This is a genomic window from Providencia sp. PROV122, from assembly GCF_028482365.1.
GTDB lineage: Bacteria > Pseudomonadota > Gammaproteobacteria > Enterobacterales > Enterobacteriaceae > Providencia > Providencia stuartii.
In genome coordinates this window covers 60,281-76,520 of the sequence record NZ_JAMPQI010000011.1, presented here as the reverse complement: position 1 = coordinate 76,520, position 16,240 = coordinate 60,281, and the positions used below count along the sequence as shown (strand labels likewise).

At 40.6% G+C, this 16,240-nt stretch carries 12 protein-coding genes and 1 pseudogene; 2 read left to right on the top strand and 11 right to left on the bottom strand.

The window, feature by feature from the left end; translation table 11 throughout:
- Positions 1 to 529: 529 nt before the first annotated feature.
- Positions 530 to 688 (bottom strand): hypothetical protein, encoded by a 159-nt coding sequence (locus PSE69_RS09630; RefSeq protein WP_014658326.1) that lies wholly within the window; start codon positions 686 to 688, stop codon positions 530 to 532.
- Between the two features lie 154 nt (positions 689 to 842).
- Between PSE69_RS09630 and PSE69_RS09625 the strand changes: the two are divergent.
- Positions 843 to 968, top strand: a pseudogene (locus tag PSE69_RS09625) (phage integrase); the annotation flags it as partial.
- 249 nt (positions 969 to 1,217) lie between these two features.
- Here PSE69_RS09625 and ahpF read toward each other — a convergent pair.
- From ahpF to PSE69_RS09595, 6 genes are all read right to left on the bottom strand, one after another.
- Positions 1,218 to 2,792 carry an alkyl hydroperoxide reductase subunit F gene (ahpF, locus tag PSE69_RS09620; protein ID WP_036940177.1) on the bottom strand — a complete coding sequence of 525 codons (1,575 nt, stop codon included), beginning with the start codon at positions 2,790 to 2,792 and terminating at the stop codon, positions 1,218 to 1,220.
- Positions 2,793 to 2,879: 87 nt separating this feature from the next.
- Positions 2,880 to 3,443, bottom strand: coding sequence for an alkyl hydroperoxide reductase subunit C (gene ahpC, locus PSE69_RS09615; RefSeq protein WP_004919611.1), 564 nt, complete (start codon positions 3,441 to 3,443; stop codon positions 2,880 to 2,882).
- 183 nt (positions 3,444 to 3,626) lie between these two features.
- Positions 3,627 to 4,751: an ABC transporter permease gene (locus tag PSE69_RS09610; protein WP_169342274.1), complete on the bottom strand. Its 1,125-nt coding sequence runs from the start codon at positions 4,749 to 4,751 to the stop codon at positions 3,627 to 3,629.
- Positions 4,752 to 4,757: 6 nt separating this feature from the next.
- Positions 4,758 to 7,514: a ribosome-associated ATPase/putative transporter RbbA gene (rbbA, locus tag PSE69_RS09605; protein WP_121875203.1), complete on the bottom strand. Its 2,757-nt coding sequence runs from the start codon at positions 7,512 to 7,514 to the stop codon at positions 4,758 to 4,760.
- Positions 7,511 to 8,581 (bottom strand): HlyD family secretion protein, encoded by a 1,071-nt coding sequence (locus tag PSE69_RS09600; protein ID WP_004919603.1) that lies wholly within the window; start codon positions 8,579 to 8,581, stop codon positions 7,511 to 7,513. The genes rbbA and PSE69_RS09600 overlap by 4 nt, the downstream gene beginning before the upstream one ends.
- 385 nt (positions 8,582 to 8,966) lie before the next feature.
- Entirely contained in the window at positions 8,967 to 9,443 is a 477-nt protein-coding gene (locus PSE69_RS09595) for a GNAT family N-acetyltransferase (protein ID WP_036940170.1), read from the bottom strand.
- Positions 9,444 to 9,835: 392 nt separating this feature from the next.
- Here PSE69_RS09595 and PSE69_RS09590 point away from each other — a divergent pair, with 392 nt between their 5' ends.
- A complete protein-coding gene (locus PSE69_RS09590; protein ID WP_121875202.1) occupies positions 9,836 to 11,581 on the top strand; it encodes an ABC-F family ATP-binding cassette domain-containing protein in 1,746 nt (581 codons plus the stop codon).
- Positions 11,582 to 11,799: 218 nt separating this feature from the next.
- On the opposite strand, the gene PSE69_RS09585 is transcribed toward PSE69_RS09590, so the two are convergent.
- From PSE69_RS09585 to PSE69_RS09570, 4 genes are all read right to left on the bottom strand, one after another.
- Entirely contained in the window at positions 11,800 to 12,009 is a 210-nt protein-coding gene (locus tag PSE69_RS09585) for a hypothetical protein (protein WP_004919597.1), read from the bottom strand.
- Complete coding sequence (locus PSE69_RS09580) at positions 12,002 to 12,553, bottom strand: PadR family transcriptional regulator (protein ID WP_040133115.1); 552 nt, start codon at positions 12,551 to 12,553, stop codon at positions 12,002 to 12,004. Before PSE69_RS09580 ends, PSE69_RS09585 begins: the two co-directional genes overlap by 8 nt.
- Before the next feature lie 243 nt (positions 12,554 to 12,796).
- Positions 12,797 to 13,945: a tyrosine transporter TyrP gene (tyrP, locus tag PSE69_RS09575; protein ID WP_310886312.1), complete on the bottom strand. Its 1,149-nt coding sequence runs from the start codon at positions 13,943 to 13,945 to the stop codon at positions 12,797 to 12,799.
- 82 nt (positions 13,946 to 14,027) lie between these two features.
- Positions 14,028 to 15,968 (bottom strand): pyridoxal phosphate-dependent decarboxylase family protein, encoded by a 1,941-nt coding sequence (locus PSE69_RS09570; RefSeq protein ID WP_004919591.1) that lies wholly within the window; start codon positions 15,966 to 15,968, stop codon positions 14,028 to 14,030.
- Positions 15,969 to 16,240: the final 272 nt, after the last annotated feature.

The following is a 16,240-nucleotide window of genomic DNA, read 5'->3' as shown; positions in this document are numbered from 1 at the left end:
GCAACTATTTTATCGCCTAAAGTCCCCCCCTTCCGGAAATCAGTTACAACGGGTTACAAAACAGGGGTTAAAAAGTCAAATCCTTATAAAACAATAAGTTATATTTTTAATTTGTAACCTCTCAAAACGGTTACACGTAACTACAAAGTAACCCATTTGTAACCTTTTTCTATTACCATATTTCTTTATAGTATCAATAAGATATAAGGCTATTTTAATTTTGTAACCATTGTAACCGCTTTCCGAACCCCTCCCACAAATTCTCTATCTATATAAAAGACACTTAGTAATGCTTATTTATTGCACAACCCATTATGCTTTCACTTGTTTGTCATTCTGAGTATTTATGATATTTAGTTGGTAACTATCTACAGATATAAAAAAGGCTGCACATCGGCAGCCTATAGATGAATAGAGGGGGAAACTAACTCTCACTGTTTTCCTGAAACACCCAGCACTTAATCACTTCAGGCCTTTTAAGCGTACTCCCCGCCGCAAGCGTGCTATTAAACTGGCTGTTCACCGCGCTTCACACCGTCTTAACGCCCACAAACTTACGCATGCGCCCCGCTTTCAATAAATTCTTAATATCCGTATTCAATAGCATAGACTGGCGGTACTCACTGGCCACCTGTGCAATATGGTTAAAATTCACTGCATAAACACCCTTTTCACTACTGTGATTCACACCAAAAGCCTCGTTATCGTGTAAATAATCAAATATCTCCCAAAACTCCATTACTTGCGGTTGGTCGAGTTGGATCGCTTGAACACGTTGTTTGGCCAGCTCAATAATAAAGTCACGCGTTTGGCGAATATAGGCCGCTTTTACAAGAAGAACTACTTTGCAGAGGCTCCTAGGTCACTCGACATTACAGCAAACACTGACCTACGCTCACTTTGCACCGGACTTTCTTCAAGATGCGATTACGTACAACCCATTAAAGGGAGGAACAGAGTTAGCTTAATAGACTGTTCGTTTTAGGATGATTTTGACGACGAAAAGCAATACAAATTTAACTTTTGCATGTCCACAAATTGTCCACACTGGGATGTATTACTCCGCTGTAAGTACCACCAAATCAGCGTTTAGATCGTCCACAAGTTGTCCACACTTGAACACTTTTAGGCACTTTTGAGCCTTTTTTGTAAAGATTATGCACAAAAAAAGGCACTCGCCCCCGAGTGCCTTTGGGTACAACCTACTGAATTAACAATTATTCAGCGGTTCTGGTACTGGTGCGGATTAGGTAGTCAAATGCGCTAAGTGCGGCTTTTGCACCTTCACCGGCTGAAATAATGATCTGTTTATAAGGTACAGTAGTACAGTCACCCGCAGCGAACACACCTTTCACATTTGTTTCGCCACGTGCATCCACCTCAATTTCGCCTATACGGTTACGTGCAACGGTATCACCTAACCAATTGGTATTTGGCAACAGGCCAATTTGTACAAATGCGCCTGCAACTTCTAATAAATGTACACTATCATCAGTACGGTCTTTATATTCAAGACCCGTCATCTTGCTACCATCGCCCTTCACTTCCAATGTTTGAGCATTAACGATAATGTCAACATTTTTCAGGCTACGTGCTTTATCTTGTAGTACTGAATCCGCCTTCAATTCAGGCGCGAATTCCAATACTGTCACATGTTCAACAATACCCGCTAAGTCAATAGCCGCTTCAATACCTGAGTTACCTCCACCAATCACAGCAACACGTTTGCCTTTAAACAACGGACCATCACAGTGTGGGCAGAATGTAACGCCTTTCGTGCGATACTCTTGCTCCCCAGGTACTCCCATGTTACGCCAACGGGCACCTGTCGCAATAATGATACTCCGTGACTTCATTACTCCGCCGGAAGCTGTTTCGATTTGGTGGTAACCACCTTCTTCTGTTGCTGGAATTAACTTAGTCACTGACTGACCATCAATCACATCAACATTGTAGTCATCAACGTGGTTCTTCAGTGCTCCCGCAAATATCGCCCCTTCTGTTTTGAGTACAGAAATGTAGTTTTCGATATCAACGGTATCCATAACTTGGCCACCAAAACGCTCACCGATCACACCAGTGCGAATACCTTTACGTGCAGTATAAACCGCTGCGGATGCCCCAGCAGGTCCACTACCGATGATGAGTACTTCAAATGGTTCACGTTCCGTTAATGCTTTAGCGGCACGCGCGTCAGCATTCGTGTCAACCTTATTAATGATCTCACTTAATGTCATGCGCCCTTGGCCGAACTCTTTTCCATTTAGGAAAACAGCGGGAACGCCCATCACATTACGTTCTTCAATTTCATTTTGAAACAGCGCACCATCAATCGCTGTATGTGTGACATTTGGATTTAATACTGCCATTAAATTCAGTGCTTGCACAACATCTGGGCAGTTATGGCACGATAATGAATAATAGGTTTCAAAATGGAATTCCCCTTCAAGGGCCTTCACTTGATCTAATAACTCTTGTGCTTCTTTAGATGGGTGACCACCAATTTGCAACAATGCAAGCACAAGCGATGTAAATTCATGGCCTAGTGGTGAACCTGCAAAACGCAATCCACTATCAACACCAGGGTTAGTAATTAAAAATGATGGTACTCTTTGAGTATTATCTTGTACTTCACGAACAGTAATCTTGTCTGAAAGCGCAGCAATTTGGTTTAGAAGCTGTTTTATTTCATTTGATTTATTACTGCTATCTAAATTAGCGACTAACTCAACAGGTTTAGTCAATTTTTCTAAATACGCTTTCAATTGCGCTTGCATATTGTTATCGAGCATATGATCCCCTTGGTCATAAAATCGGGTGCATAGCACCCGATAACATCAGTATGTTTTTACTTTCTACTTTCGAAATAAAGTTTTCGATTAGATTTTGCCAACCAAATCTAAAGATGGAGACAGAGTTGCTTCACCTTCTTTCCATTTAGCAGGGCATACTTCGCCTGGGTGGCTAGCAACATACTGTGCAGCTTTAACTTTACGTAGCAGATCAGAAGCATCACGACCAATGCCTTCTGCTGTGATTTCGATAGCTTGGATGATACCTTGTGGGTCAACAACGAAAGTACCACGGTCAGCCAAACCTTCTGCTTCACGCATATTTTCGAAATTACGAGTCAGTTCACCTGTTGGGTCACCGATCATGGTGTATTTGATTTTACCGATAGTTTCTGAACTTTCGTGCCATGCTTTGTGAGTAAAGTGGGTATCAGTTGAAACTGAATAGATTTCAACGCCCATTTTTTGGAATTCTTCGTAATGGTCAGCGACGTCACCAAGTTCAGTTGGGCAAACGAAAGTAAAGTCTGCTGGATAGAAGAAGAATACACTCCATTTTCCAGCCACATCTTTTTCGGTGACTTCGATAAACTTACCGTCTTTAAAAGCTTGATTTTTAAATGGTTTGATTTGAGTATTAATTAAAGACATTTTACGTTCTCCTGTTTGGTTGATTATTAAGTTACTGGTTTACAGCCTTTTTATCCAATCAGTTAATACTATCGATTTGATAGGTACAGCCTTGTAATAATTTTTGAATTGATAGGCACTACATTACAACGCTTACTGAACAATTCAGCAAGCGTTTTTTGACATAATTGCAACAGCAAGGTGTTATGCCATGGTTGCAATGGTTTTACGAAACCGCATTAATGCGAATGAAAAGAAGACGATACCGATAATTAATAAGACAATAAACTGAGGCCAAACGATCTGGAATCCTGCTCCTCGATATAAAATCGCTTGTGCAAGGCTCACAAAATGTGTTGTCGGCATCGTCAGCATAATGTCTTGAACTAACTGAGGCATACTTTCACGTGCGGTCATACCTCCTGAAAGCATATTTAACGGTAATAGAACAAGGATCATCAATAGCCCAAACTGAGGCATTGAACGAGCTAGCGTACCCATAAAGATACCAATTGATGTGGTCGCAAATAAGCTTAATGCCACACCACACATAAATAGCAGTATAGACCCCTCGATCGGCACTTGTAGCAAGGTTTTAACCACCAGCAGAAGCGATACTGCCGAGGCAACCAAAACCACTAATCCCATTGACCAAATCTTAGATAGCATGATTTCAAATGGAGTTAGTGGCATCACCATTAAATGCTCAACCGTACCGTGTTCTCGTTCGCGAATTAGCGCAGCGCCCGTTAACACTATCGAAAGCATAGTAATGTTATTAATGATTGCCATTACCGACCCAAACCATGATTGCGTTAAGTTGGGGTTAAAACGCATACGAACTTCAAGATCTACAGGTAAACTCGCATCACTACGGTACTTAGCAAGAAACTCATTCACTTCACCTAAAGTGATATTTTGAATGTAGCTATTACCTAAAAACGCTTGGCTCATACGTGTTGCATCAATATTCACTTGGATTTCTGGATGGCGACCGGCCAGTACATCCTTCTGAAAATTAGGTGGAATATCTAAAGCAAAAGTATAAGTACCTCGGTCAAGAAGGCCATCAATCTGTTCGGGAGTTACATCCGCCGGCGTCTTAAAATAAGGTGCATAAAAACTATTGATAATACGGTTCGATAACTGTGATTTATCCTGATCAGCAACCGCAATCGGTGCGTGATGCAAAGAGCCTGGCGTCACTGTTGCCGATGAATAAATCGACACCGTAAAAGCAAAAACAATAAGCGCCATCATCGCCTTATCACGCCCTAAACTACGCAGCTCTTTGACACCTAAATGAAATATGTTTTGTAACTTACGTATCATCAGTTAGGACTCCTGTTTTTTCAGGAAAATAACACTGAGGCCTATCACGATAGGGATAGTAATCAATAGCGGAATAAATGACGCTTGCAAATCAAACAAGTTCAGTCCTTTAGAGAAAGTACCGCGTGTTATTGTCAAAAAGTGCGATGTTGGATAAACCATACCAACCCAACGACCAATCCCTTCAAGTGAAGAGACAGGGTCAATCATGCCTGAAAATTGAGTAGCCGGGATCAGTGTAATAATTGCGGTACCAAAAATAGCGGCGATTTGACTCTTCATAAAGCAAGAGATCAGCAAGCCCATTCCTGTTGCGATAGTAATATAGAGAAAAGCTGCAAGTGTTAAGGTCAGAAAACTCCCTTTAAAGCTAACGCCAAAAACAAATACACTCAACGCGCAGAGCATCACAAAGTTAAACATGCCTAATAAAATATAAGGAAGCTGTTTACCTAATAAAAACTCCAATTTGGTGATCGGGGTTACATAAAGGTTAATCATTGATCCTAGCTCTTTTTCGCGTACCACACTGAGTGCACTTAACATCGCTGGGATCATCATCAGCAACAGAGGAATCACTGCGGGAACAATCGCAGGTAAACTTTTTACATCGGGGTTATAGCGATAACGGGTTTGAATGTCGATGACAGGCATTCCCGCCACACCAACAGGTTGCTTAGCAGCCATGGTGCTTAACCAAGCGAGATGCATCGCTTGTACATAACCACGAACAGTTTCAGCACGATTAGGCATTGCGCCATCAACCCATACGCCAATTTTCACCGCATGCCCTTTTGCTACATCACGCGCAAAATTAGGGGGAATTTCAATGGCGACAGATACTTTACCGCTACGCAGCGCGGTTTCCAGTTCATCATAATCCTTAATGGGAGGCTGCTCGATAAAATAGCGAGAGCCTGCCAAATTTAGGGTATAACCTTGGCTTAAACCTGTCTGGTCACGGTCAAGTACTGCAAAACGTAAATTTTCCACATCCATACTGATCCCATAGCCCATGATAAACATGAGGATCACCGTACCCAGTAGTGCGAGTGTCGAACGTACTGGGTCGCGCCGTAACTCCATCCCTTCCCGAATGCTATAACTAAATAATCGACGGAAACTGAAACGGCTTTTCAGCGCTTCATCCGTCTGTTTTTTAAGCTCAGGGTCGACATGAAATTCAGGGGCTGTATCCTTGGTCGCTCCGGCTTCTCCCACAGCATCTTGTAGATAGGCGATAAAAGTGGCTTCCAGCGTGTCTAATCCGCGCTTTTTGATCAGATTATCAGGAGTATCACAATCAAGTACCTTCCCTGCATGCATCAAGGAAATACGGTCACAGCGCTCCGCTTCATTCATAAAGTGGGTAGAAATAAAAATAGTGACACCGTCACGCCTTGAAAGGTCAACCATTAAATTCCAGAACATGTCTCGCGCCACAGGGTCTACCCCTGATGTAGGCTCATCAAGGATCAACATTTCGGGGCGATGAATAACGGCAACGGCTAGCGATAAGCGTTGACGAATACCTAACGGTAAATCATCGGGCATCGTATCTCGCACATCATCTAAATCAAAACGCTGGCACATCTCATCAATACGCTGCTTAATTTGATCTTCCGCGATATGAAATAGCTTAGCGTGCAAAACTAAGTTTTGTTCGACACTCAATTCGCTATAGAGGGAAAATGCTTGTGACATATAACCAACGCGTTTGCGCGTTTCGATATCTTTTGGGTCAATTTCTTGCCCAAATAACCATGCTTGCCCTTCGCTCGCTTGCAATAGCCCAGTCAACATCTTCATCGTTGTGGACTTACCGCATCCGTTAGATCCCAAAAAGCCAAATATTTCACCTTTCGGTATTTTAAAATTAACATGGTCGACCGCCACAAATTGACCAAAACGCATGGTTAGATCTTGCGCTTCAATCGCTATCACATCATCGTCTGAGGTATCACGAGGCGGGATAACCACTTTTTTATGACCGCTACGCTTCTCTTCTGGCAGTAACGCAATAAATGCAGCTTCAAGATCATCGCACGGTGTTTGTGCTTTCAGTTCAGAGGCATGTCCTGTTGCCATGACCTTGCCATCATCCATCGCAACCAGCCAATCAAAACGCTCCGCTTCTTCCATATAAGCAGTGGCCACCAACACACTCATATTGGTTTGTCGTTCGCGAATACGTTCGATCAAATCCCAAAATTGTGCCCGTGACAATGGGTCAACCCCTGTGGTTGGTTCATCAAGGATCAGTAAATCAGGGTCATGAATTAGCGCACAACAAAGCCCCAGTTTCTGTTTCATCCCCCCTGAAAGCTTCCCTGCTGGCCTATCTTTGAATGGAGCCAACCCCGTGCTTTCGAGTAAATCGTCGATTCGATACTGGCGCTCTTCTTTGGATTGCCCAAATAGACGCCCAAAGAAATCGACGTTTTCATAGACTGAAAGCGTGTGGTATAAGTTTTTCCCTAATCCTTGGGGCATATAAGCAATTTTAGGACAGACTTCTCGGCGATGTTCTTTATCTGCCATATCACCGCCAAGAACGATAACTTTCCCTTGCTGGATCTCTCTTGCACCGGCAATCAATGAAATTAGGCTTGATTTCCCCACACCATCAGGGCCAATTAAACCAACCATTTTCCTTGCTGGAATTGATAAAGTAATGTCATCCAACGCACAATTATCACCGTAATGTTGGCTGACATGGCTTAAATCTACTATCACATCATCCATCAAATTATGGGTCATTGTGGTAATCTCACCTCAAGGTCAGTTGGCCATTGGGCATTAGGATCTAAACGAACATAAGCTTTGCCAGGTAAACCAGTTTTGACATATTCGAGGTTCTTTTCCAGTAGCTCTGGTGAAATTCGTGCGCGAACACGGAACATTAATTTCAAACGTTCGTTTTGCGTTTCAACGGTTTTTGGTGTGAATTGTGCAACACTGGCAACGAAAGTCGCTTTCGCAGGTATCACAATATTAGGGGCAGCATCTAAGACAATATGCACATCACTGCCTAATGCCACTTTTCCAGCATCTTCTGTAGGTAAAAAGAAGGTCATATAAACATCGCTGAGGTCAACCATATTTAATACTCGACCACCGGCCCCTAATACTTCACCAGGTTCAGCAACACGGTATTGAATACGACCGTTACGCGGCGCTTTAAGCACACTATCATCTAAATCAGCAATAATACGTCTTTCAGTTGCAGTCGCTGCATCAACGCGCGTTTTTGCTTGAACAACGCCTGCTTTTGCAGAATCAATTGCCGCAAGAGAGGCTGCAACCTGAGCTTTAGCCGCTTGCAGCGCGGCTTTTGCGCCTTGTACCTGTGCGGTGTCATCATCAACCTGTTGTTGAGAAACCGCTTTGGTTCTTACTAATGCACGAGAACGGTTAAGTCGTTTCTGTGCCGCATCAAGTTCTGCTTCACGTTGACGAACAACCGCTTGTGCGGCTAACTTTTCACTTTCACGTTGCACTAAACCTGATTCTGCTGTTGATACATTACTAATTGCTTGACGTAATTGAGCTTGTACTTCGTGAAGCTGTTCTTGCAGTGCTCTGGTATCCATTTTGGCAAGAACCTGACCTTCCTTGACAAAATCACCTTCTCTCACCGTAATAGTATCGATCCGCCCTGCCGTTTTGGTTGCAATATCAATTTCGGTTGCTTCTATACGACCATTACTTTGAGCGAAACCTGCAGGTAAACTGCTAGAATTCATACTCCAATAATAAAAACCACCTGCTGCAATAATTAAAATAATAGCGACATAAAAAATGATCTTTCGTTTATTTATTTTCATACCATCCCTTCTCTTTTCTTTATGTGAAAGAAAATAGCTAATTTTTAATTCAATTGTTTAGTATTGCCCATCTTATTTAGTCACACTAAAAAATAATAAAACCAAGAAAATAAAAACTGACTAACGCACATTTTCAACTTAACATCTCAATACAACATTCCTTTTTAGATTAAGTTACTTGCCTGTTCTCTATCCCTTTAATTTAATTCTATTTTATCCCTTTTAACCTTAAGTAAAATAGCACATATATCACAAAATACCATATTCAAAAGTTAAAAAGAGTTTATTGGCACTTATTGCTTAAGATTTATTAAAAAACAAAAAAATAATGCTAACAAAAAAGTTTGTTAGCATTATTTTGTTATAAAATTAACTTATTAGGTATTTAACTTATAAATTCAGCAATTGTTTGTTCATCCATACGGTAACGAACCCATTCATCTTGGGGTTTAGCACCAATACTTTTATAAAAATCAATTGCAGGTTGATTCCAGTCTAAAACACTCCATTCCAAACGCTGGCATTTCCTTTCACTGGCAATCATTGCAATATGCTTTAATAATTTTTTACCCGCACCCGCTCCTCGATAATCAGGGGAAACATATAAATCTTCCAAGTAGATCCCATTATTACCTAACCAAGTCGAGTAACTAGAAAAAAAGACCGCATAACCAGCAGGTTTACCGTCCACATAGCAAATTAAAGCCTCTGTATTTGAATTTTCACCAAATAATGAGTTTTCTATATCGGTGACAGATGCTTTAACTTCATGACGTGCTTTTTCATATTCCGCTAATTCGATGATCATATCTAAAATCAAAGCGGCATCTTTAATTGTGGCTGGTTTTATTTCTACATTCATTTTGGCGTTTCCTATATGTTTACATCTTGATTTTACTCCAAAATTATTACTCACCACAGCCACTAGCAGTTTTATTCATGACACTTTTAATGCCATTAGAATCATTTATAACAATACCTAAACACAATACATCATTGTGATTGATAGAAAGTTGCTAGGTTTGTTATGATAGCGATATTGTTCAACACTAGAAAAAAGGAGGCTTATTATGATGTTGTGTGATCTTATTGACTATTCACACTTCTTTGGTAATCGCCAAAGCTCAGGCTTTCACAGTTATATACTGCGATAACCCTGCCTGAGCGAAGCTCCCAAAAGATACCTTCCTCAGCTTACTGGGTTGTCGTCCTGACTATACCCTGGCATTGTCATGCCTAAAAATTGAGTAAGCTATGAGCACTTTATTATCTGTAAAATCATTAAATTATGATACTTCTACAACCTCTTTATTGAGTGATATTACCTTCACGCTACAAAGTGGCGATCGTATTGGTCTGATTGGACATAACGGAAGTGGCAAAAGTACATTATTGAAGCTTTTGACTGGTCAGTTATCACCTAACAGTGGCAGTATTACTTATGCAAATCAGTGTGTAACCGCTTATATTGAACAGCACCTACCCGAAGAGGTAGCGCATTTGAGTTTAATTGATGCAGTTATGCAGCAACTCCCTGCTCAAGAGCGTCTTTCTGAGCGTTGGCGAGCGGAAGTTTTACTGACTGATTTAGGGTTCACTGAGAAACAATGGGCACAAAAAGCCAATCAAATTAGTGGCGGGCAGCATACCCGATTACTTTTAGGTAGAGCATTAATTCAACAACCCGATCTGATGCTATTGGATGAGCCAAGTAACCATCTTGACCTTCCCACATTGATTTGGTTAGGTAACTTTTTGCAAAACTGGAAAGGCAGCTTCGTTTTAGTTTCTCACGATCAAAATCTGCTTGATAAAGTGACTAACTGCACATGGATATTGCGAGATAAAACGCTACATTTCTTCCGGCTCCCATGCTCATCTGCACGTCATGCACTGAGCCAAAAAGATGTCGCTGATGAAAAACGCCATCAAGCGGAGCAAAAGGAGATTGATCGCATTGCGGTAAGTGCCAAACGTTTAGCTATATGGGGTCAAGTTTATGATAACGAAGACCTTTCTCGTAAAGCAAAACAGATGGAAAAACATATCGATAGACTCAAGGAGGCGCAAACTGAGCTGACTGAAGGCTATCAATGGAAATTAGCGCTAAATGGCAAATCGATCCCCGCAGATAGAGTCCTTGAATTAGATCATGCCAACATTAAGACTCCCGATGAGAAATTGCTTTTCACAACAGGTTTTCATCAAGTCAAAAGTGGTGATCGTATTGCCATTATTGGTGCCAATGGCTGCGGTAAATCCACTTTATTACGTTTATTGTGGCAACGTTTTAAAGCAGATGAACGATACAGTGAGCAATTAAAGTTTCATCCATCGATTAATGCGGGTTATTACGACCAACAACTTGAGCAACTCAATGATAATGACAATTTATCTGATGCTTTACGGCCTTTTGCTAATTTAGTCGATGAACAACGCAAAATGGCATTGATTGGTGCAGGTTTTCCTTATACTCGCCACCAACAAAAAGTGGCAACACTCAGTGGCGGCGAACGAGCACGGTTGTTATTTATTGGCTTGAGCTTGGCGCAATATGAGCTAGTGATGCTAGATGAACCCACCAACCACCTTGATCTTGAAGGTAAAGAAGCACTGAGTGAGCAAATATCACAATTTGCAGGCGCTTTGCTGGTGGTTAGCCATGATAAATGGTTAATTGAAACGAGTTGCCAGCGTTTTTGGTATATCAATAATAATCGATTAGAGGAGTATCTTGACGTCGAGGAGATTTACCAACAAATCGAGCAACAATCGCACCTTCAAAATAACAGCGTAATTAACGAAAAAGTAGCTTCACCCCATATAGACGAAGCCGCTTCTCAATCGACTGTTTATGAAGATGAATTGTTGGAAAAGTTATTGTTACTTGAAGATAAATTACACGCAGATAGGCAACGTAAATTAGCTCATCAAAAACCACTGCTTCAACAACAGTGGATCGATGAAATAGAAAAAATACAGGCGCTACTCAACCTGTAATTAAATCAATCCCCTAATAGCCAAGGTTATTAGGGGATTACATGATAATTATGTAATCCATAAACAGCGTTTTACTATGACCGTTCATTAAGAACAGAAAAATGTTTTGGTAAAATAGGTCTATTTTTTTATTTTCATGGCCTTTTTCCACTAAAATAGCGAATTAAAGTGCAAAAAGTTTTACCATGAATAATAAATCAGCAAAATAACCTATTTTATTATTTAGTACGCTGGCGTTTAGCTCGTTTAAAATAAGATGTCGGTACTTTTGGGCAAACAACCTCTTTAAATTTTTTATCTAATGCAGCCTCTGGTTTTACCTCGGCCGATTCCGTACTTTCGTTAGATGGTATATTAGGTGATGTCTTTACGTTATCTTTCATATATGAAGACTCTTTTGCCTGAATAATATCATTGGTTTTAGCCATGTTCGTGCCCTTCTACTGTCAATACCGAGTTGACTTGTTCAATACGTTCAACAGCACTGTTGATAATTTCAACAACTCGCATTGATTGTTCCTTAGTCAATTCCTGCAAAACAATGTTGTGTCGCAGCAATGATTTAAATCTATCAACAGCAAGCTCTATTTCTTTGGCAAATTGGTTGCCAGCCGTAAGCTCTTGTGCATAACTGAGTTTTAGCTGAACTTCCGCTAAAATATCAGCTTTCAATAATAGAAAACATTTTCCTTCAGGTGTCAGCGAATAACACTTACGCCCTTTTCCTTGCTCCTTATACGCGGTGATCAGCCCCAACTCTTCTAGTAATGTTAATGTTGGATAAATCACACCAGGGCTTGGGCAGTAAAAACCCGCCGTTTCCTGCCCTATCTTTTTTATCAATTCATAACCATAGTTTGCCCCATCAGCCAAGAGATGCAGAATGTAGACACGCAACTGTTTTGGGTTAAACATACGGCTTAAGCTTTTACCATCACAAAGGCACGGTTCCGCTTGTTGTTCATTATTCATTAATACTCTCAGAACCCCTTTAGGTCTTAAAAACCGATATATCTAATATAATAGTGGATTTTTTGAAGATTACCAGTTTAGATATATCTGTTTTTTTGCATAAAATGCTAATGATAATTATTCTTATTGAGATACTAATAAAATGCCATCGATAAAAAAGCATTAGCAATGATCGACGTGAAATAAAAAAAGCCAATCCGTTGAGTCCGTGATTGGCTTTATTGATTTGAATGAAAAGGTCAATTACCCTACGTTTGGCAGTATTTTGAAGGCAATTGCCAATTGAACACCGATCACCACAATACCACACAAGAACACGATAAATAGTGCAGGTGTGCCACCGGTAACTTGATATTTACGCTTATTACACAACCTTGATTTAAATGCCATCGCGCTAGGTAACAATAGTGCAAGAATAGATAATGCAATCGCCGCAAAACCTAATGCCATGACAAATCCTTTCGGATAAAACAGCGCAAAGACTAATGGTGGCAAGAAAGTTAATAATCCTGTTTGCAGGCGGCCCTCCATATTATCTTGGCGCTTAAATAAATCCGCTAAGAAATCAAATAGCCCTAAAGCAACACCGAGAAACGAGGTGGCGAGCGCTAAACTCATAAACATCTGAGCAATAAACTGGGTTCTTTCCGACATCACAACATTGCGGATAGCATCCAGTAAGCCATTTAATCCTGAATTTTCTGCAAGAATGCCGACAAAGGTTGTAGGGTTAATGCTACCTAACGTAGCAATCTGCCATAAAATATAGGCAACTAATGGGATAGCACTACCGATAATAAATATTATCCGTAATTTTTTCACATCACCGCCCATATATTTCACAACACTTGGCACACTGCCATGGAAACCAAATGAGGTAAAAAACACAGGAATAGCCGAGAGGATCAAGACTTTCTCTGTTGGTGCAGACAATAAATTTTGCTGCTCAACATGTGGCATCATTAACACTAAGATAATGACTAGAAAAACAATTTTTGCTGCGAATAAAATACGGTTAATAAAATCAACGGATGATGTTCCAAAGCACACGACACCACCACCAATCACCGTAAAAATAACAATCCCCATCCAATCAGCCATCTCAATAGCAAAACTGTTTTTTAAGTTGGAGGTAATAATTTCCCCTGCACCACTAACATAAGCCGCCGTTAGTGCGTACATCAGGAACATCATACTAAAACCGGTAATAAATTTACCGCCTGAGCCTAAGTAGCGCTGAGCAACAGAGCCGATACCCGTTTCTGAGGACTCATGTTGATAGACTTCGACAAGTAATAATGCGGTGTAACACATCAATGCCCAAAGCACGAACAACATTGCTAAACTTATCGTGGAGCCATTACCTGCTGCCGCTATCGGCATTGCAAGCATACCAGCACCAATCGTAGTGCCAGCAACAATAAAAATACTGCCAAGTGTGCGATTTTTCATATTGAGATCCTAGCCAAGAAGTTTATAGCGTTATTTTTTGTTTTGAATGATTTAATTTATTTTCTTCATCTATAAGCTGTTGCAACTTGCCTTCAAAGATATTTTTCAACTCTTGCCAAAAATCGGTGAAATGCTGCTTATCCCGTAAGCAATGTGTCATGATCGCGGCTCTTAATACATATAATGACTGAGTCTTATCCCACTCTTGATCACTAAAGCCAGCCTCACGACAGAAATTTCGTGGATTATCACCGTACTCTTCCGAGGTTAAGGATGTTGAGGAAGTTAAAAAGTCATTCGTATAAGAGCGGCCTGCGGCATATGAGCACAACTCATAAAGGCGCTTATTCAGTTGATTCTGCTTTTCTAATGATTGATTACCAACTTCCTTAAACATGAAGTTGACCATATGGAAATCAGGCGATGGCAGCGCAATAATTTCGAATTTTCTATCTTCGATTTCAAATGCCTCACAGGTATTGATACTTTCAATGATCCAATTCGCTGTGGTTATTCCTGCTGCTATCACTTTTCCGTAACCGAGAATATTTAGCGGAACTAACCGATGGGCCGCCCAGACCGCCGCCGCCGTGGCTCCAGCTTTTGACCCTTCCATGATTGAAGAGCCTAATAATACGTTTTGTTGCTTTTCTGCTTTACGCCCTTTTTCTGCAACTTCTTCAAACACATAAGCGGCATGATAAGAAATGAGATCAACAATACGTTTATCCTTCATGCAGATTGCTCCTGCCGCATAAGGAATAAAGCCCACTTTATGAGGATCAACCGTGATAGAGTCCGCTTCTTGTAATGCCTTGAAGCTTTGATAAACCTCTGGCTTTGGCCAAACAACATCGGAGGGGAAAATACCTTCCTGATGGTAACGTTTAATCAAAACATCATAATCAAGGAATTGATTATTCTCATCACGGAACATGGCACAGGCATAGCCTGCATAAGCGGCATCGATATGAATATAAAACGAGACACCAAAACGCGCTTCGCACTCTCTGCGCAATTCAATCAGTTTTGCGACATTATCAATCGCGCCCGTTTCCGTTGTTCCTACAACAGCCACTACGGCTAAAATAGGCTCACCTTGTTCAATCAATGAAAACACAATTTGTCTCATTTGCTCAGTATCAGTGCGATAACTGGCATCGACGGGGAGCTGTACGATATTTTGTTGTCCTAACCCCAAAATATCCATCGCTTTCATCCAAGAGTAATGTTTAGATTGTGGGACTAATAGCTTACCTAATTTCCCTTGTTCTACCCCTTCACCACGACAAGTCATATCTCTGACTTCTTCAAATAATCCTTGTTTCTTTAAATCATCGATAAGATCTAAAACAGCAGAGGTCGGCATATTCAGCAACGCTTTCTCACTATCCTCTTTTAGTAATTGACGAGCCTGAGGATGCTTAGCTATTGCCAAAGGTAACGTTTTAATATTTCGAGCAACCCACAACCCCTCATAATTAGCGACAGTGCCGCCTGAAGTAATATGCCCCCATGACTGATTAGTGTCATAACCAAACATTGCACACAGGTCTAACCCTGCTTCTAGCTCGAGTACTGTTGTGGTGGGGGAAGACTCTTGGGCACAGTTATTTGGGTTGTACATCATTGCCATAACGTACGCGAGATTCGATATCATTAAGGTATCCGCATTCATGTGGCCCATATAACGAGGAGAAAACCATGGGATTGATGTTGTTTTTAACTTAGAAGAGAGTTGATTTAAAATACCTTCTGTTCGATATAAAGTATCCCTATATTCCGGTGCATAACGATCGACCGTTGTCACATATTCAGGGTCTTCTGGGTGGTAGCCTGAACGCCAATGCATATGTTCCGTTACCGCATATTCCATCATCTCTCTGAAAAATACTGCATTTTCAGATTTCGGTCCTAGAAATAAAGCATCTACATTCATTTTTGAGTTATTAAAATTTGTCATTATCACTACACCTTTAAATCATGCCCATGCTTTTAATGGCATATTTGATTTAAGTAACTACTATCATTGGAAAGTGATATAACGGATGCATATCTTTAAAAGACAACAATATATTAATGATCTTGTTATCTTTATTATCTTTGGGTTATTTATTGATAGGCAAGCCGTTAATGTGCCAACTTAGCTATAGGTATAATCCATAATTGTTAAAATATTAATAAACTCGTATTTATTTCAATCGGATTTGTGCGCAGGAACAAAATTTCGAAAAT